Here is a 17,277-nt window from a genome sequence, read left to right on the forward strand (position 1 = left end):
TCGCTGCGCACGGCAGCGGTCACCGCGACGACAGTCATCAACCCACCTCCTCAAAGATCGATGGCCACGCTAGCACGGAGGGTCACCGAGCGGGGGTTCAGTGGCAGAGCTTCGCCTCGTGCTCCGCATGTCCGGTGGGCTCCAGCTGGAACGTGCAGTGCTCGACGTCGAAGTGGTCGCCGAGGCAGCCCTGCAGCTCGTGCAGCATCTTCTCGTTGCCGATCGCGCTGAGCACGTCCGGACTGACGACCACGTGCGCGGAGAGCACCGGCATGCCCGAGGTGATCGTCCAGGCATGCAGGTCGTGGACGTCCTCCACGCCCGGCAGCGCCAGTATGTGGGACCGCACCTGGGCCATGTCGACGCCCTTGGGAGCCGACTCCAGCAGCACGTTCAGGGTCTCGCGCAGCAGCTTCACCGTACGCGGCACGATCATGAGCCCGATCAGGATCGACGCGATCGGGTCGGCGGCCTGCCAGCCCGTGGTCAGGATGATCACGGCCGAGACCAGCACCGCCAGCGAGCCGAGCGCGTCGGCCGCCACCTCCAGGAAGGCGCCGCGTACGTTCAGGCTCTCCTGCTGGCCCTTCACCAGGAGGGACAGCGAGATCATGTTCGCCACCAGGCCGATGAGGCCGTAGACGATCGTCAGACCGCCCGCCGTCTCGGCCGGCTCCATGAAGCGCTGGATCGCCTCGTACAGGACGTAGCCGCCGACGCCCAGCAGGAGCAGGCAGTTGGCGAGCGCGGCGAGGATCTCGGCGCGCGCGTAGCCGAAGGTGCGCTGATCGCTGGCCGGGCGGTTGGCGAAGTGGATCGCGAGCAGGGCCATCGCGAGGCCGAGCGCGTCCGTGGCCATGTGGGCGGCGTCCGCGATCAGGGCGAGCGAGTCGGCCGCGAGGCCGCCGACGATCTCCACCACCATCACGGTCAGCGTGATCGAGAGCGCGATGCGCAGCCGTCCCCTGTGAGCGGCGGCGGCCGTCCCGGTCGTCGGCCCGTGGCTGTGCCCGTGGTCGTGTCCGGCCCCCATGGAAACCGCCCTCCGTATCCGCTCGCCGTGCCGCACCGGTCCGGGGCGGCGATCACAGTGAACTACGGGTAGGGGGTATCCGCAAACACTGCAGTGAACACCGTTGTCATGTGCCCTGACCTGCGGAAACGTTCTCCCGGTAGGGGCGGGGCATGTCCGCAGGTCAGAGGACCGGCACGCTTCACTCGGGGTGCCGCAGCCGCCATCCGGCCCAGGCCGACTCGACCATCTCGCGCACGGTGCGCCGCGCCGTCCAGCCGAGCTCCTTCTCGGCCCGCGCCGAGGAGCCGACCGCGCGCGGCGCGTCACCGGGGCGACGCGGCTCGACGAGCGCGGGCGTGGAGTTCCCGGTGACGTCCGCGATCACGTCGACGAGCTCGCGCACCGAGACACCCTGGCCCGTGCCGATGTTGAGGGTCAGGTCACCGCTCGCGTCGGGCAGCGCCAGCCGGCGGGCCGCCGCCAGATGCGCCTCGGCGAGGTCGGCGACGTGGATGTAGTCACGTACGCACGTGCCGTCCGGCGTCGGGTAGTCGTCGCCGAAGATCCGCGGGGCCTCGCCGCGGGTGAGCCGGTCGAAGACCATCGGGATCACGTTGAAGACGCCGGTGTCCGCGAGCAGGGGCTCGGCGGCGCCCGCCACGTTGAAGTAGCGCAAGCACACCGTCGCCATGCCGTGCGCGTGCCCGGCCGCCCGCACCAGCCACTCGCCCGCCAGCTTCGTCTCGCCGTACGGGTTCACGGGAGCACACGGCGTGGACTCCGTGATGAGGTCGGTGTCGGGGTTGCCGTAGACCGCCGCGGACGACGAGAACACGAACCGGCGCACACCCGCCGCCGCGACGGTCTCCAGGAGCGTGGCGAGTCCGCCCACGTTGTCCCGGTAGTACGGCTCGGGCTTCTCGACCGATTCACCGACCTGCTTGTGCGCGGCGAGGTGCACGACACCGGTGACCTCGTGCTCGGCGCAGACCCGGCGCACCAGGTCGGCGTCCAGGACCGAGCCGCGCACCAGCGGGATCTGCGCGGGCAGCCGGTCCGGCACCCCCGACGTCACGTTGTCGAGGACGACGACGCGCTCCCCGGCGCCCGCCATCGCCCGTGCCACGTGTGCCCCGATGTATCCGGCTCCGCCGGTGATCAGCCATGTCATGACGCACCACCCTAAGCCGGTCGCGGACGCCCTCGGGTTTGTGGCCCGGGGCCTTGATCGACAATGATGAACGGGCGGCCTGGCCTACGCAGACCGTGTGGGACAGGGGCCAATCGGGCCGTAAACGGGCGGTGAACGTCCACTTCTCATCATCCGATAGCCTCTGCCGACATGCCGCCCGGCCACCCCTAGGGACTGCGCTCCGGGCGCCTCCACCGTGCATGAGCCCGGCGCCCTCGCGTCGGCACCCAAGGAGTGAGTTCGTCTGTCGACCGCCATCGTCACCGGCCAGCCGGTTCCCGGGTCGTCCCTGGAGGGCGATCTGCGGGCGCTCGGCTTCGACGTGCGACTCGCCCCGGACGTCGCGGACGCCGAAGCGGCACTCGCCACCGCCCCCGCGGACCAGCGGGTCGCCGTCGTCGACGCCGGCTTCGTGGGCCATGTCCACGCCCTGCGCCTCGGCCTCACCGACCCCCGCTTCCCCGTGTCCGCGATCCCCGGCGCCGTCACCGCGCAGCCCGCGGCCCGCGAGGCCCTGCACCGCGCGGTCGGGGAGACGGGCATCGCGCCCGACGCCACGGCCAAGAGCCTGGAAGCGGCCGGCACCGATGTGCACCGCCCCGAGCTCGGCGAACTCGTCGCCGCGGTGCCCGCCGACCCGCAGGCCCGCAACGAGGCCCGGCAGGCCGTCGCCGCCGTCGACGACGAGGCGATCCGGCTGCGTACCGCGGTCAAGGCCCGGGACGGCTTCTTCACCACGTACTGCATCAGCCCGTACTCCCGCTACATCGCGCGCTGGTGCGCACGGCGCGGCCTGACCCCGAACCAGGTCACCACCGCGTCGCTGGTCACCGCCCTGATCGCGGCGGGCTGCGCGGCCACCGGCACGCGCCCCGGCTTCGTCGCCGCGGGCCTGCTGCTCCTCTTCTCCTTCGTCCTGGACTGCACCGACGGGCAGCTCGCCCGCTACTCGCTGCAGTACTCGACGCTCGGCGCCTGGCTCGACGCGACCTTCGACCGCGCCAAGGAGTACGCGTACTACGCGGGCCTCGCGCTCGGCGCGGCCCACGCGAACGGCGATGACGTCTGGGCGCTCGCCCTCGGCGCGATGGTCCTCCAGACCTGCCGGCATGTCGTCGACTTCTCCTTCAACGAGGCGAACCACGACGCGACCGCCAACACCAGCCCCACCGCGGCCCTCTCCGACAAGCTCGACAGCGTCGGATGGACGGTCTGGCTGCGCCGGATGATAGTGCTGCCGATCGGCGAGCGCTGGGCGCTGATCGCGGTCCTCACGGCGCTGACCACCCCGCGCATCACCTTCTACGTCCTGCTCGTGGGCTGCGCGCTCGCCGCCTGCTACACGACGGCCGGCCGGGTGCTGCGCTCCCTGACCCGCAGGGCGCGCCGCACCCCGCGCGCCGCCCAGGCACTGGCCGACCTGGCCGACGCGGGCCTGCTGCGGGGCATCACCGTCCGCAAGCTGCGCGGCGGGGGGTACACCGCCCCGCTGCTGGCCCTCCTCGGCGCCGCGATCCTTGTGATCATTGCCACCGTCGAGGACTTCGGCTCCTGGAGTGTCGTCGCCGGCGCCACCGCCTACGTGATCCTCGCCGACGTGGCCGTCAGCGGACCCCTCACAGGCGCTCTGGACTGGCTCGTTCCACCGATCTTCCGCGCCGCCGAGTACGGCACGATCCTGCTGCTCGCGGCCAAGGCGGACGTGAACGGAGCCTTGCCCGCGGCTTTCGGGCTGGTGGCGGCGGTCGCCTACCATCACTACGACACGGTGTACCGCATCCGCGGTGGCACCGGAGCACCCCCGCGCCGGCTGGTGCACGCGATCGGCGGGCACGAGACCAGAACGCTCGTGGTCACCGTGCTGGCCGCGCTGCTCACCGACACGGATTTCACCGTCGCGCTCACGGTCCTCGCCGTGTTCGTGGCACTCGTGGTGCTCGCCGAGAGCATCCGCTTCTGGGTCGCCTCCGCTCGACGTGGAGCACCCGCCGTACACGATGAAGGAGAACCCGCATGATCGGCCTCGTCCTGGCCGCCGGCGCCGGCAGCCGGCTCCGCCCCTACACCGAGACGCTTCCCAAGGCGCTCGTGCCTGTCGTGGGCGAGGGAACCGAGAACGAGCTCTCCGTCCTCGACCTGACCCTCAAGAACTTCGCCGAGATCGGCCTCACCGAGGTCGGCATCATCGTCGGCTACCGCAAGGAGGTCGTCTACGAGCGCAAGGCCGCGCTCGAGGCGAAGTACGGCCTGAAGCTGACGCTGATCGAGAACGACGTGGCCGAGAAGTGGAACAACGCCTACTCCCTGTGGTGCGGCCGTGACGCCATCAAGCACTCGGTGATCCTCGCCAACGGCGACACCGTGCACCCGGTCTCCGTCGAGAAGACCCTGCTGGCCGCCCGCGGCGACGGCAAGAAGATCATCCTCGCCCTGGACACGGTGAAGAACCTGGGCGACGAGGAGATGAAGGTCATCGTCGACCCCGAGAAGGGCGTCCAGCGCATCACGAAGCTGATGGACCCCGCCGAGGCGACCGGCGAGTACATCGGCGTCACCCTCATCGAGGGCGAGGCGGCCGAGGAGCTCGCCGACGCGCTGAAGGCCACGTACGAGCGCGACCCGCAGCTGTACTACGAGGACGGCTACCAGGAGCTCGTCAACCGCGGCTTCAAGGTCGACGTCGCGCCCATCGGTGACGTCGCGTGGGTCGAGATCGACAACCACGAGGACCTCGCCAAGGGACGTGAGATCGCGTGCCAGTACTGACGAGGCTCATTCCCTCGCCGGTCGTCGTCGACATCCGGCGAGGGGCGCTCAACGACCTCGCCGGGGTCCTCGCCGACCAGAGGATCTCGTCGTCCCAGGGCTGTCTGGCCATCGCGATCAGCGGTGGATCGGGCGCCGCCCTGCGCGCCCGCCTGGAACCCTCGCTGCCCAGCGCCGAGTGGTTCGAGGTCGGCGGCGGCACCCTCGATGACGCCATCAAGCTCGCCGACGACATCAAGAAGACGGGCCGCTTCGACGCCGTCGTCGGCCTCGGTGGCGGCAAGATCATCGACTGCGCCAAGTTCGCCGCGGCGCGCGTGGGCCTGCCGCTGGTCGCCGTCGCGACGAACCTGTCGCACGACGGCCTGTGCTCGCCCGTCGCGACCCTCGACAACGACGCGGGCCGCGGCTCGTACGGTGTGCCGAACCCGATCGCCGTCGTCATCGACCTCGACGTCATCCGTGAGGCGCCGGTCCGCTTCGTGCGCTCCGGCATCGGCGACGCCCTGTCCAACATCTCCGCGGTCGCGGACTGGGAGCTCGCCGCCCGCGAGCGCGGCGAGGACATCGACGGACTGGCCGCCGCCATGGCCCGGCAGGCCGGCGAGGCCGTGCTGCGCCACCCCGGCGGCGTCGGCGACGACGGTTTCCTCCAGGTGCTGGCCGAGGGCCTGGTCCTCACCGGCATCGCCATGTCGGTCTCCGGCGACTCGCGGCCCGCCTCCGGCGCCTGCCACGAGATCAACCACGCCTTCGACCTCCTCTACCCCAAGCGCGCCGCCAGCCACGGCGAGCAGTGCGGCCTGGGCGCGGCCTTCGCGATGCACCTGCGCGGTGCCCACGAGGAGTCCGCGTACATGACCGAGGTGCTGCGCCGGCACGGCCTGCCGGTGCTGCCGGAGGAGATCGGCTTCACCGTGGACGAGTTCGTGAAGGTCGTGGAGTTCGCTCCGCAGACCCGACCGGGCCGCTACACGATCCTCGAACACCTCGACCTCTCCACCGACCAGATCAGGGACGCCTACGCCGACTATGCAAAAGCCATCGGTAGCTGAGCTCCGCCCGGTCGTTCACCCCGCGGGCGTGAAGGACCGGCGCAGCGGTGAGCACTGGGGCGGACGGCTCTACATGCGCGAGATCTCGCTGCGTGTGGACCGCCACCTGGTGAACACCAAGGTCACGCCCAACCAGCTGACCTACCTGATGACCGTCTGCGGCGTCCTCGCGGCCCCGGCCCTGCTCGTACCGGGCATCTGGGGCGCGGTCCTCGGCGTCGTCGCGGTCCAGCTGTACCTGCTGCTCGACTGCGTCGACGGCGAGATCGCCCGGTGGCGCAAGCAGTACTCGCTCACCGGCGTCTGGATGGACCGCGTCGGCGCGTACCTGACCGACGCCGCCGTGCTGGTCGGCTTCGGCCTGCGCGCCGCCGATCTGTGGGGCTCCGGCCGCATCGACTGGCTGTGGGCCTTCCTCGGCACCCTCGCCGCGCTCGGCGCCATCCTGATCAAGGCCGAGACGGACCTGGTCGGGGTGTCCCGCGCCCAGAGCGGCCGGGAGCAGGTCAAGGAGTCCGCGTCCGAGATCCGCGGCTCGGGCATGGCGCTGGCCCGCAAGGCCGCCGCCGCGCTCAAGTTCCACCGCCTCATCCTGGGCATCGAGGCGTCCCTGCTGATCCTGGTCCTCGCGATCGTGGACCAGATCCGGGGCGACCTGTTCTTCACGCGCCTGGGCGTGGCCGTCCTGGCGGGCATCGCGCTCCTCCAGACCGTGCTCCACCTCGTGTCCATCCTCGCTTCGAGCAGGCTCAAGTGAGCGCCCCGGGAGAGCAGTTGAAGGTCGGCGCGGTCGTCATCACGATGGGCAACCGCCCGGCCGAGCTGCGCGCGCTGCTCGACTCGGTCGCCAAGCAGGACGGCGACCCCGTCGAGGTGGTCGTGGTCGGCAACGGCTCACCGGTCCCGGACGTCCCCGCGGGCGTACGGACCGTGGAGCTGCCCGAGAACCTCGGCATCCCCGGCGGACGCAACGTCGGCATCGAGGCCTTCGGGCCCTCCGGCTCCGACGTCGACATCCTGCTCTTCCTCGACGACGACGGCCTGCTGCCGCTGACCGACACGGCCGAGCTGTGCCGCCAGGCCTTCGCCGCCGACCCGGAGCTGGGCATCATCAGCTTCCGCATCGCGGACCCGGACACCGGCGAGACCCAGCGCCGTCACGTCCCGCGGCTGCGCGCCGCCGACCCGATGCGCTCCTCGCGCGTGACGACCTTCCTCGGTGGCGCCAACGCCTGCCGGACGCGGGTCATCGCGGAGGTCGGCGGGCTGCCCGACGAGTTCTTCTACGCCCACGAGGAGACCGACCTCGCCTGGCGTGCCCTCGACGCGGGCTGGCTGATCGACTACCGCGCGGACATGGTGCTGCACCACCCGACGACGGCTCCGTCCCGGCACGCGGTCTACCACCGCATGGTGGCCCGCAACCGCGTCTGGCTCGCCCGCCGCAACCTGCCCGCGCTGCTGGTCCCGGTCTACCTCGGTGTCTGGCTGCTCCTCACCCTCGCCCGTCGTCCCTCGGGCCCGGCCCTGAAGGCCTGGCTCGGCGGATTCAAGGAGGGCTGGACGACGCCCTGCGGACCCAGGCGTCCCATGAAGTGGCGCACGGTGTGGCGCTTGACCCGACTGGGCCGACCTCCTGTCATCTGACAAGCTCGAGTCTGAGAGCATGCGGGCCTACCCACGGTCCCTGCTCCCGCCCATGCCCGATCAGGCTGTGCTTTTGAAGACGAAAGTTCCCCCTTGTGAGTGAGACAACGCATGACGGGCCGGTCGCCGTGAGCGCGGCCCCGTCCCCCGACGACGGGCTCTCCCCGGCCGAGCTCGCCGCCAAGTACGGCTTGTCCGTCAGCGGAGCCCGTCCCGGTCTGTTCGAGTACGTACGACAGCTGTGGAGCCGGCGCCACTTCATCATCGCCTTCTCCCAGGCGAAGCTGACCGCCCAGTACAGCCAGGCGAAGCTCGGCCAGGTCTGGCAGGTGGCGACGCCGCTGCTGAACGCGGCGGTGTACTTCTTCATCTTCGGGCTGCTGCTCGGCGCGAGGAAGGGCATCCCGCACGACATCTACGTGCCGTTCCTGGTGACGGGCGTCTTCGTCTTCACGTTCACGCAGAGCTCGGTCATGGCGGGTGTACGGGCGATCTCCGGCAACCTCGGTCTGGTGCGCGCGCTGCACTTCCCGCGGGCCTCGCTGCCGATCTCCTTCGCGCTCCAGCAGCTCCAGCAGCTGCTCTTCTCCATGATCGTGCTCGTCGTGATCATGCTCGGGTTCGGGATCTTCCCGGCGCTGTCGTGGCTGCTGGTGCTGCCGGCCCTGGTGCTCCAGTTCGCCTTCAACACGGGCCTCGCGCTGATCTTCGCCAGGATGGGCAGCAAGACGCCCGACCTCGCGCAGCTGATGCCGTTCGTCATGCGCACGTGGATGTACGCGTCCGGCGTCATGTTCAGCATCCCGGCGATGCTGGCGGGCAAGGAGAGCGTGCCCAGCTGGGTCGGCGAAGTGCTGCAGTGGAACCCGGCGGCCATCTACATGGACCTGATCCGCTTCGCCTTCATGGGTGGGCACGGGTACACCGACGACGAGTACCTGCCTCCGCACGTGTGGGGCTTCGCCCTCGGCTGGGCCGTCCTGTTCGCCGTGGTCGGCTTCGTCTACTTCTGGAAGGCAGAGGAGAGGTACGGCCGTGGCTGATCTCGACAAGACGACCGATGCCCGCATCCCTACGGTCATCGCCGACGAGCTGCACATCGTGTACCGCGTCAACGGCGCCAGGACCGGCAAGGGCAGCGCCACCTCCGCGCTGAGCCGGATACTCAAGCGCGGTGAGGAGCGCGGCGTCCGCAAGGTGCACGCCGTGCGCGGCGTCTCCTTCACCTCCTACCGCGGCGAGGCCATCGGCCTGATCGGCTCGAACGGGTCGGGCAAGTCGACGCTGCTGCGGGCCATCGCCGGCCTGCTGCCCGCGGAGAAGGGCAAGGTCTACACCGACGGCCAGCCCTCGCTGCTCGGCGTGAACGCGGCGCTGATGAACGACCTGACGGGCGAGCGCAACGTCATCCTCGGCGGCCTGGCCATGGGCATGTCCCGCGAGGAGATCAAGGCGCGCTACCAGGAGATCGTCGACTTCTCGGGCATCAACGAGAAGGGCGACTTCATCACCCTGCCGATGCGGACGTACTCGTCCGGCATGGCGGCCCGCCTGCGCTTCTCCATCGCGGCCGCCAAGGACCACGACGTGCTGATGATCGACGAGGCCCTGGCCACGGGCGACCGGAAGTTCCAGAAGCGCTCCGAGGCCCGCATCCGCGAGCTGCGCAAGGAGGCCGGCACGGTCTTCCTGGTGAGTCACAACAACAAGTCCATCCGTGACACCTGTGACCGCGTTCTGTGGCTGGAGCGCGGGGAGCTGCGTATGGACGGTCCGACGGCCGAGGTACTCAAGGAGTACGAGAAGTTCACGGGTAAGTAACCGCCCGGCTTTCCGACCGCGTCATAACAGGCCCCACCGGAATCCAACCGGTGGGGCCTCTGATGTTCATGTAGATGCCAACTACTTCCCGATCAAGGTCAAGGGTGGGTCAACTTCCTTGCCAGTAAGGAATCTTGGCGTCAATCGGTGTGTTGTTGTGATGCGCGGAACACCCCGCCGTGGCGGTCATCGTTGTACAACGTAAGCTGTACCGGTGCTTATGCGCGGCAAGTGGGGCGATAATGCGCGATGTCCTGGTCCGATAGAGAAGGTCGGTCGCGCGGACGGCCGGGCGGCGTGTCCGAAATAGGATGTATTAGTCCGCAGTGTAGAACGGGAGATGTGACGGCAATGGTTACGGGAAATCTCCAGGTCCACGAGGCTTTCGCCGTCGTTCCGGAAGCGGACCGCACCCGGTGAGCGCACTGTCCCGTGTGCGCCCGGTGCCCCCGCAGGGCCCGGAGAGCGCCACCTTGGACAAGGCCGCCGACGAGAACTTCCCGGTGGCCCCGTTCTTCCTGCCCCGCGCCTGGCGCGACGACCTGATGGCCGTGTACGGGTACGCGCGCCTGGTCGACGACATCGGCGACGGCGACCTCGCGCCGGGCGGCGCCGACGCCCGATTCCTCGGCGTCTCACCCGAACGGGCCGACGACCGCCTCGCAATGCTGGACGCCTTCGAGGCCGACCTGCGCCGCGTCTTCGACGCGACGCCCCGGCACCCGCTGCTGCGCGCCCTGCAGCCCACCGTCCGGCGCCGCTCGCTCACCCCCGAACCGTTCGTCGGCCTCATCGAGGCCAACCGCCAGGACCAGCTCGTCACGCGCTACGAGATGTACGACGACCTCCTCGCCTACTGCGAGCTGTCCGCCAACCCGGTCGGCCGCCTCGTCCTCGCCCTCACCGGCACCGCGACCCCCGAGCGCATCCGCCGCTCGGACGCGGTCTGCACGGGACTGCAGATCGTCGAACATCTGCAGGATGTCGCCGAGGATCTGGCGCGCGACCGCATCTATCTTCCCGCCGAAGACATGAAACGGTTCCACGTCCAGGAGTCGGATCTCGCCGCGCCGACCGCAGGCGCAGCGGTGCGCGCCCTGGTCGCGTTCGAAGCGGAACGCGCCCTCCGGCTCTTGAATGAAGGCACCCCCCTCGTGGGTAGCGTCCACGGCAGATTGAAGCTGCTGCTGGCCGGGTTCGTGGCTGGGGGGAAGGCGGCGGTCCACGCGATCACCGCCGTTTCGTACGACGTCCTTACCGGACCGCCCAAACCCACCAAGCTCCAGCTGCTGCGCGAGGTGGGAGCGACTCTGCGAGGAGAGGGGTGAGCAAAACCGTGGAGTCTGACCAGCAGGTGTCGGCACCGGTGCTCGCCGCATACAGCTACTGCGAGACCGTCACCGGGCAGCAGGCCCGTAACTTCGCCTACGGCATCCGGCTGCTGCCGACCGCGAAGCGGCGCGCCATGTCGGCGGTGTACGCGTTCTCGCGTCGCGTCGACGACATCGGCGACGGCACGCTGGCGCCGGACGTGAAGGCGCAGCGGCTCGACGAGACCCGGGCGCTGCTCGGCCGGGTCCGCGACGGCAAGGTCGACGAGGACGACACCGATCCGGTGGCCGTCGCGCTCGCGCACGCCGCCGACCGGTTCCCGATCCCGCTCGGCGGGCTCGACGAGCTCATCGACGGTGTCCTGATGGACCTGCGCGGCGAGACCTATGAGACCTGGGACGACCTGAAGGTGTACTGCCGGTGCGTCGCAGGCGCCATCGGACGGGTCTCCCTCGGCGTGTTCGGGACCGAAGCGGGGGCGCGGGGCGCCGAGCGCGCGCCCGAGTACGCCGACACGCTCGGGCTCGCACTCCAACTGACCAACATCCTCCGGGACGTTCGCGAGGACGCCGCCGACGGGCGGACCTATCTGCCCGCCGACGATCTGGCCAAGTTCGGCTGCTCGGCCGGGTTCGACGGTCCGGTGCCGCCCGCCGGTTCGGACTTCGCCGGGCTGGTGCACTTCGAAGTGCGTCGCGCCCGCGCCCTGTTCGCCGAGGGCTACCGCCTCCTGCCCCTGCTCGACCGGCGCTCCGGTGCCTGCGTCGCCGCCATGGCCGGGATCTACCGCCGCCTGCTCGACCGCATCGAGCGCGAGCCGGAGGCCGTGCTGCGCGGCCGGGTCTCGCTGCCCGGCCACGAGAAGGCGTACGTCGCCGTGCGCGGCCTGTCCGGCCTCGACGCCCGCACCGTCTCCCGGACCGCGCTCAGGAGGCGCGCCTGATGGGCATTCCGGTGCTCCCTGTCGCCTCCGCCGCGAAGTGGCGCGCAACCCTCCGGGGCGGCGCGGCGTCCCTGCATGCAACGACCTGCCGAGCGTTCGTCACACCCGTCGAACCCCGCCGCACGCTGGTCGTACGCACCGCCGGCACCACTGAGGGAGAGGGCGCATGAGCACCGGCAACACGGCATCGGAAGCGCTCGACGCGGACTCCGCCGCGTCGGAACGCAGGCCCGTCGCGGTGGTCGTCGGCGGCGGGCTCGCAGGGATCACCGCGGCGCTCGCGCTCGCCGACGGCGGCATGGACGTCACGCTCCTCGAAGGGCGGCCCCGCCTCGGCGGCCTGGCCTTCTCCTTCAAGCGCGGCGACCTCACCGTCGACAACGGCCAGCACGTGTACCTGCGCTGCTGCACCGCCTACCGCTGGTTCCTGGACCGCATCGACGCCACGCCGCTCGCGCCCGTGCAGGAACGTCTCGACGTGCCCGTGCTCGACGCCGACCGGAACCGGCTCGGCCGGCTGCGGCGCACCGCCCTGCCCGTACCGCTGCACCTGGCGAAGAGCCTCGCCACCTACCCGCACCTGTCGCTGGCCGAGCGCGCCAACGTGGGACGGGCCGCTCTCGCCCTCAAGGGCCTCGACCCCGCGGATCCGGCGCTCGACAAGCAGGACTTCGGCTCCTGGCTGGCGGAGCACGGTCAGTCGCAGCGGGCCATCGAGGCGCTGTGGGACCTGGTCGGCGTCGCGACCCTGAACGCGGTCGCGGGCGAGTCCTCGCTGGGGCTTGCCGCCATGGTGTTCAGGACCGGGCTGCTGTCCGACCCCGGCGCCGCCGACATCGGCTGGGCCCGGGTGCCCCTCGGTGAACTCCACGACACCCTCGCCCGCAAGGCGCTCGACTCCGCGGGCGTACGCACCGAACTCCGTACACGCGTCACCTCCATCTCGCCTATGGAGAACGGGCGTTGGAGTATCGAGGTTCCCGAGGCACCCGACACTTCCGGCCAGATTCTCGAGGCCGACACCGTCGTGCTCGCCGTGCCGCAGCGCGAGACGTACGACCTGCTGCCCAAGGGCGCGCTGGACGACGCCGACCGGCTCCTCGACATCGGCACCGCGCCGATCCTCAACCTGCACGTCGTGTACGACCGCAAGGTCCTCAAGCAGCCGTTCTTCACCGCGCTCGGTTCCCCGGTCCAGTGGGTCTTCGACCGCACGGAGGCCTCGGGACTCACCGAGGGCCAGTACCTCGCCGTGTCCCAGTCGGCCGCCCAGGACGAGATCGACGAGCCCGTCGCCGCGCTGCGCGAGCGCTACCTGCCCGAGCTGGAGCGGCTGCTGCCCGCCGCGCGCGGCGCGACGGTGCGCGACTTCTTCGTCACCCGGGAGCGGACGGCGACCTTCGCGCCGGCCCCCGGCGTCGGCGCCCTGCGGCCCACGGCCCGCACCAATGCCCCCGGCCTCTACCTGGCCGGCGCGTGGACCGCCACCGGGTGGCCCGCGACCATGGAAAGCGCAGTCCGCAGCGGCACGAGCGCCGCGGACGCGGCGCTCGCCGCCCTCGGCCGCCCGCGCGGCCATCTGTTCCGGGAGGCGGCGTGAGCATCGAAACACCCACGGCAGCAACGCCGACATCGGTAAATCAAGGAGAGACTGTGCCACCTGTGCCCTCGGCCGAACAGGCTGCCGACGCGGTGGACGTGACCGCGCTTCTGGAGCGCGGCCGAACCCTGGCCACGCCGGTGCTCAAGGCGGCCGTGGACCGCCTCGCGCCGCCCATGGACACCGTCGCCGCCTACCACTTCGGCTGGATCGACGCCGAGGGCAACCCCTCGGACGGTGACGGCGGCAAGGCCGTGCGCCCCGCGCTCGCCGTCCTCTCCGCGCAGGCCGCGGGCGCCGCGCCCGAGATCGGCGTGCCCGGTGCCGTGGCCGTCGAGCTCGTGCACAACTTCTCGCTCCTGCACGACGACCTGATGGACGGGGACGAGCAGCGCCGCCACCGCGACACCGTGTGGAAGGTGCACGGCCCGGCCCAGGCCATCCTCGTCGGTGACGCCCTGTTCGCCCTCGCCAACGAGGTGCTCCTGGAGATCGCGTCGGTCGACGCCGGCCGCGCCACCCGCCGTCTCACCACCGCCACCCGGGCCCTCATCGACGGCCAGGCGCAGGACATCTCCTACGAACACCGCGAGCGCGTCAGTGTCGAGGAGTGCCTGGAGATGGAGGGCAACAAGACCGGCGCCCTGCTCGCCTGCGCCTCCTCCATCGGCGCGGTCCTCGGCGGCGCCGACGACGTCACCGCCGACGCCCTGGAGAAGTACGGCTACCACCTGGGCCTCGCCTTCCAGGCCGTCGACGACCTGCTCGGCATCTGGGGCGACCCCGAGTCCACCGGCAAGCAGACCTGGAGCGATCTGCGCCAGCGCAAGAAGTCGCTGCCCGTCGTCGCCGCGCTCGCCGCGGGCGGCCCGGCCTCCGAGCGGCTCGGTGAGCTCCTCGCCGCGGACGCCAAGAACAACGACTTCGACAACTTCTCCGAGGCGGAGTTCGCCGCCCGCGCCGCCCTCATCGAGGAGGCCGGCGGGCGCGAGTGGACCGCCCAGGAGGCCCGGCGCCAGCACACCGTCGCCCTCGAAGCCCTGGACACGGTCCAGATGCCAGCCACGGTGCGCGCACAGTTCGCGGCGCTCGCCGACTTCGTCGTCGTACGAAAGAGATGATCACTATCGGCCGCATATGACTCGCAGTCGCCGGCCGGTGTCCCGCCAGGGCATCGGCCGACGGTTACCCAGCAGAGAAGAGCCACTGCACGAAGGGATAGCCATGACAGCGACGACCGACGGAAGCACCGGAGCCGTGACTCCCGAGGCGACCTCGGCCACCACTGCCCCCCAGTCCGACACGACCCCCGAGGCGGCCGGGACACACAGCGCCGCCGACCGAGCCATACAACGCGCCACGGACTTCCTGCTCGCCCGGCAGGACGCCCAGGGCTGGTGGAAGGGCGACCTCGACACGAACGTGACGATGGACGCCGAGGACCTGCTGCTGCGCCAGTTCCTGGGGATCCGCGACCAGGCCACCACCGACGCCGCCGCCCTCTTCATCCGTGGGGAGCAGCGCGAGGACGGCACCTGGGCCACCTTCTACGGCGGACCCGGCGAACTCTCCACCACCATCGAGGCGTACGTCGCCCTGCGGCTCGCGGGCGACCGTCCGGACGACCCGCACATGGCCAAGGCGTCCGCCTGGGTCCGCGAACGCGGCGGCATCGCGGCGAGCCGCGTCTTCACCCGGATCTGGCTGGCCCTGTTCGGCTGGTGGAAGTGGGACGACCTCCCCGAACTCCCGCCCGAGCTCATCTACTTCCCGAAGTGGATGCCGCTCAACATCTACGACTTCGGATGCTGGGCGCGGCAGACCATCGTGCCGCTCACCATCGTGTCCGCGAAGCGCCCGGTGCGCCCCGCCCCGTTCCCGCTGGACGAGCTGCACACCGACGCGCGCAACCCGAACCCGGCCAAGCCCCTTGCCTCGGTGGCCAGTTGGGACGGAGCCTTCCAGCGGCTCGACAAGATCATGCACGGCTACCACAAGGTGGCCCTGAAGAGACTGCGCAAGGCCGCGATGAACTCCGCGGCCCGCTGGATCATCGAGCGGCAGGAGAACGACGGCTGCTGGGGCGGCATCCAGCCGCCCGCGGTGTACTCCGTCATCGCCCTGCACCTGCTCGGCTACGACCTCGAACACCCGGTCCTCAAGGCAGGGTTGGAGTCGCTCGACCGGTTCGCCGTGTGGCGCGAGGACGGGGCCCGGATGATCGAGGCCTGCCAGTCCCCGGTGTGGGACACCTGTCTGGCGACGATCGCCCTCGCCGACGCCGGGCTGCCCGCCGACCATCCGAGCCTCGTCAAGGCCGTGACGTGGATGATGGACGAGCAGATCGACCGGCCGGGCGACTGGTCGGTGCGCAAGCCCCAAGTGGAGCCCGGCGGCTGGGCGTTCGAGTTCCACAACGACAACTACCCCGACATCGACGACACCGCCGAGGTCGTGCTCGCGCTGCGCCGCGTGGACCACCCGGACAAGGCGCGGGTCGAGAAGTCCATCGAGCGCGGGGTGCGCTGGAACCTCGGGATGCAGTCGAAGAACGGGGCGTGGGGCGCCTTCGACGTCGACAACACCAGCCCGTTCCCCAACCGGCTGCCGTTCTGCGACTTCGGCGAGGTCATCGACCCGCCGTCCGCCGACGTCACCGGGCACGTCGTCGAGATGCTCGCCATCGAGGGCAGGTCGAACGACCCGCGCACCCGGCGCGGCATCGAGTGGCTGCTCGCCGAACAGGAGGCGAACGGCGCCTGGTTCGGCCGCTGGGGCGTCAACTACGTATACGGCACAGGGTCGGTGGTGCCCGCGCTGACCGCAGCCGGACTGCCCGCCTCGCACCCCGCGATCCGGCGGGCCGTCAGCTGGCTCGAATCCGTCCAGAACGACGACGGCGGCTGGGGCGAGGACCTGCGCTCGTACCGCTACGAGGACTGGAAGGGCCACGGGGTCTCCACCGCCTCCCAGACCGCCTGGGCGCTGATGGCGCTGCTCGCGGCCGGGGAGCGGGACTCCAAGGCGGTCGAGCGGGGCATCGAGTTCCTCGCCGACACCCAGACGGAGGACGGCACCTGGGAGGAGCCGTACTTCACCGGGACCGGCTTCCCCTGGGACTTCTCGATCAACTATCACCTGTACCGGCAGGTCTTCCCGCTGACCGCGCTGGGCCGGTACGTGCACGGCGAGCCGTTCGCCGACCGGGCCGCCACCGCGGCCAAGGGAAGCTGATGACCGGGGACCCGGCGGCCACCCGCCCGCCGGAGACCATGCCGCTGCTCGTCGCGTGCGCGCTGGGCATCGAGCACGTCGCCCTGCGTACCGGCAGCCGCGCCGGGGCGACCGCGCCCGTGAAAGTGCTGCGTACGGGCATGGGACCCAAGGCCGCCGAACGGACCATGACGCGGGCCCTCGGTGACATCGCCCTCCGCGACGCCGCCGTGGTCGCCACCGGCTTCTGTGCCGGGCTCGCGCCCGGGATGCACCCCGGTGACCTGGTCGTGGCCGAGGAGACCCGCGACGCGTACGGGCACACGCCGTGCGCGGGCACGGACCTGCTGGTCAAGGAGCTGGTCAAGGCCGTACCCGGCCGCACCGTGCACACCGGTCCGCTCACCGGATCCGACCATGTGGTGCGCGGACACGAACGCGGCGACCTGCTCGCGACCGGCGCGGTCGCGGTCGACATGGAGTCCGCGGCGACCCTGCGCACGGCCGCGGCGGCCGCCGGGCCCGACGGCCGTCCGGTTGCGGCCGTCCGGGTGGTCGTCGACGCTCCAGAACATGAACTCGTCCGGATCGGCACAGTTCGCGGTGGACTATCGGCTTTCCGTGTCCTTCGTGCCGTCCTTCCTGCTTTTTTCGAATGGCACCGTTCTTTGCTGCTCCCTCGGAGGTGAGCCA

General features: G+C 70.8%; 15 protein-coding genes. 13 read left to right on the top strand and 2 right to left on the bottom strand.

From position 1 onward, the window contains the following. Positions 1–97: 97 nt before the first annotated feature. A complete protein-coding gene (locus ACVHNB_RS13685) occupies positions 98–1,033 on the bottom strand; it encodes a cation diffusion facilitator family transporter (protein ID WP_456228193.1) in 936 nt (311 codons plus the stop codon). Positions 1,034–1,214: 181 nt separating this feature from the next. Further along, positions 1,215–2,186 carry a UDP-glucose 4-epimerase GalE gene (gene galE, locus ACVHNB_RS13690; RefSeq protein ID WP_456228194.1) on the bottom strand — a complete coding sequence of 324 codons (972 nt, stop codon included), beginning with the start codon at positions 2,184–2,186 and terminating at the stop codon, positions 1,215–1,217. 265 nt (positions 2,187–2,451) lie between these two features. Between galE and ACVHNB_RS13695 the strand changes: the two genes are divergently transcribed. The 13 genes from ACVHNB_RS13695 to ACVHNB_RS13755 all read left to right on the top strand — a co-directional run bounded on the left by ACVHNB_RS13695 (position 2,452) and on the right by ACVHNB_RS13755 (position 17,273). Next, positions 2,452–4,224 carry a DUF5941 domain-containing protein gene (locus ACVHNB_RS13695; protein WP_456228879.1) on the top strand — a complete coding sequence of 591 codons (1,773 nt, stop codon included), beginning with the start codon at positions 2,452–2,454 and terminating at the stop codon, positions 4,222–4,224. Continuing rightward, positions 4,221–4,973 carry a phosphocholine cytidylyltransferase family protein gene (locus ACVHNB_RS13700; protein WP_428951008.1) on the top strand — a complete coding sequence of 251 codons (753 nt, stop codon included), beginning with the start codon at positions 4,221–4,223 and terminating at the stop codon, positions 4,971–4,973. The genes ACVHNB_RS13695 and ACVHNB_RS13700 overlap by 4 nt, the downstream gene beginning before the upstream one ends. Next, on the top strand, positions 4,961–6,028 hold the full coding sequence (locus ACVHNB_RS13705) for an iron-containing alcohol dehydrogenase family protein (protein ID WP_428951007.1): 1,068 nt from the start codon (positions 4,961–4,963) through the stop codon (positions 6,026–6,028). Before ACVHNB_RS13700 ends, ACVHNB_RS13705 begins: the two co-directional genes overlap by 13 nt. Next, entirely contained in the window at positions 6,006–6,785 is a 780-nt protein-coding gene (locus ACVHNB_RS13710) for a CDP-alcohol phosphatidyltransferase family protein (RefSeq protein ID WP_428951006.1), read from the top strand. Before ACVHNB_RS13705 ends, ACVHNB_RS13710 begins: the two co-directional genes overlap by 23 nt. A 17-nt stretch (positions 6,786–6,802) precedes the next feature. Next, the gene (locus tag ACVHNB_RS13715) at positions 6,803–7,675 is read left to right on the top strand and encodes a glycosyltransferase family 2 protein (RefSeq protein ID WP_428957469.1); all 873 of its coding nucleotides are present in this window, start codon (positions 6,803–6,805) and stop codon (positions 7,673–7,675) included. A 95-nt stretch (positions 7,676–7,770) separates the two neighbouring features. Next, a complete protein-coding gene (locus ACVHNB_RS13720) occupies positions 7,771–8,718 on the top strand; it encodes an ABC transporter permease (protein ID WP_428951005.1) in 948 nt (315 codons plus the stop codon). Beyond that, a complete protein-coding gene (locus ACVHNB_RS13725) occupies positions 8,711–9,496 on the top strand; it encodes an ABC transporter ATP-binding protein (protein ID WP_428951004.1) in 786 nt (261 codons plus the stop codon). Before ACVHNB_RS13720 ends, ACVHNB_RS13725 begins: the two co-directional genes overlap by 8 nt. Before the next feature lie 425 nt (positions 9,497–9,921). Continuing rightward, complete coding sequence (hpnC, locus tag ACVHNB_RS13730; RefSeq protein WP_456228880.1) at positions 9,922–10,824, top strand: squalene synthase HpnC; 903 nt, start codon at positions 9,922–9,924, stop codon at positions 10,822–10,824. Further along, positions 10,821–11,771 carry a presqualene diphosphate synthase HpnD gene (hpnD, locus tag ACVHNB_RS13735; RefSeq protein ID WP_428951003.1) on the top strand — a complete coding sequence of 317 codons (951 nt, stop codon included), beginning with the start codon at positions 10,821–10,823 and terminating at the stop codon, positions 11,769–11,771. The genes hpnC and hpnD overlap by 4 nt, the downstream gene beginning before the upstream one ends. 166 nt (positions 11,772–11,937) lie before the next feature. Further along, a complete protein-coding gene (gene hpnE, locus ACVHNB_RS13740; RefSeq protein WP_456228195.1) occupies positions 11,938–13,371 on the top strand; it encodes a hydroxysqualene dehydroxylase HpnE in 1,434 nt (477 codons plus the stop codon). Positions 13,372–13,433: 62 nt separating this feature from the next. After that, positions 13,434–14,492, top strand: a complete 1,059-nt coding sequence (locus tag ACVHNB_RS13745; protein WP_428957467.1) for a polyprenyl synthetase family protein — start codon at positions 13,434–13,436, stop codon at positions 14,490–14,492. A gap of 103 nt (positions 14,493–14,595) precedes the next feature. After that, positions 14,596–16,605, top strand: a complete 2,010-nt coding sequence (shc, locus tag ACVHNB_RS13750; protein WP_428951001.1) for a squalene--hopene cyclase — start codon at positions 14,596–14,598, stop codon at positions 16,603–16,605. After that, entirely contained in the window at positions 16,605–17,273 is a 669-nt protein-coding gene (locus ACVHNB_RS13755) for a phosphorylase family protein (protein WP_428951000.1), read from the top strand. Before shc ends, ACVHNB_RS13755 begins: the two co-directional genes overlap by 1 nt. Positions 17,274–17,277: the final 4 nt, after the last annotated feature.

The organism is Streptomyces sp. YJ-C3 (assembly GCF_053891275.1).

Bases quoted from the DNA above. Each gene is read 5' to 3' on its own strand.
- ACVHNB_RS13685 (WP_456228193.1), bottom strand. From the start codon at position 1,033: ATGGGGGCCGGACACGACCACGGGCACAGCCACGGGCCGACGACCGGG.
- hpnE (WP_456228195.1), top strand. From the start codon at position 11,938: ATGAGCACCGGCAACACGGCATCGGAAGCGCTCGACGCGGACTCCGCC.
- shc (WP_428951001.1), top strand. From the start codon at position 14,596: ATGACAGCGACGACCGACGGAAGCACCGGAGCCGTGACTCCCGAGGCG.
- ACVHNB_RS13700 (WP_428951008.1), top strand. From the start codon at position 4,221: ATGATCGGCCTCGTCCTGGCCGCCGGCGCCGGCAGCCGGCTCCGCCCC.
- ACVHNB_RS13755 (WP_428951000.1), top strand. From the start codon at position 16,605: ATGACCGGGGACCCGGCGGCCACCCGCCCGCCGGAGACCATGCCGCTG.
- ACVHNB_RS13710 (WP_428951006.1), top strand. From the start codon at position 6,006: ATGCAAAAGCCATCGGTAGCTGAGCTCCGCCCGGTCGTTCACCCCGCG.
- galE (WP_456228194.1), bottom strand. From the start codon at position 2,186: ATGACATGGCTGATCACCGGCGGAGCCGGATACATCGGGGCACACGTG.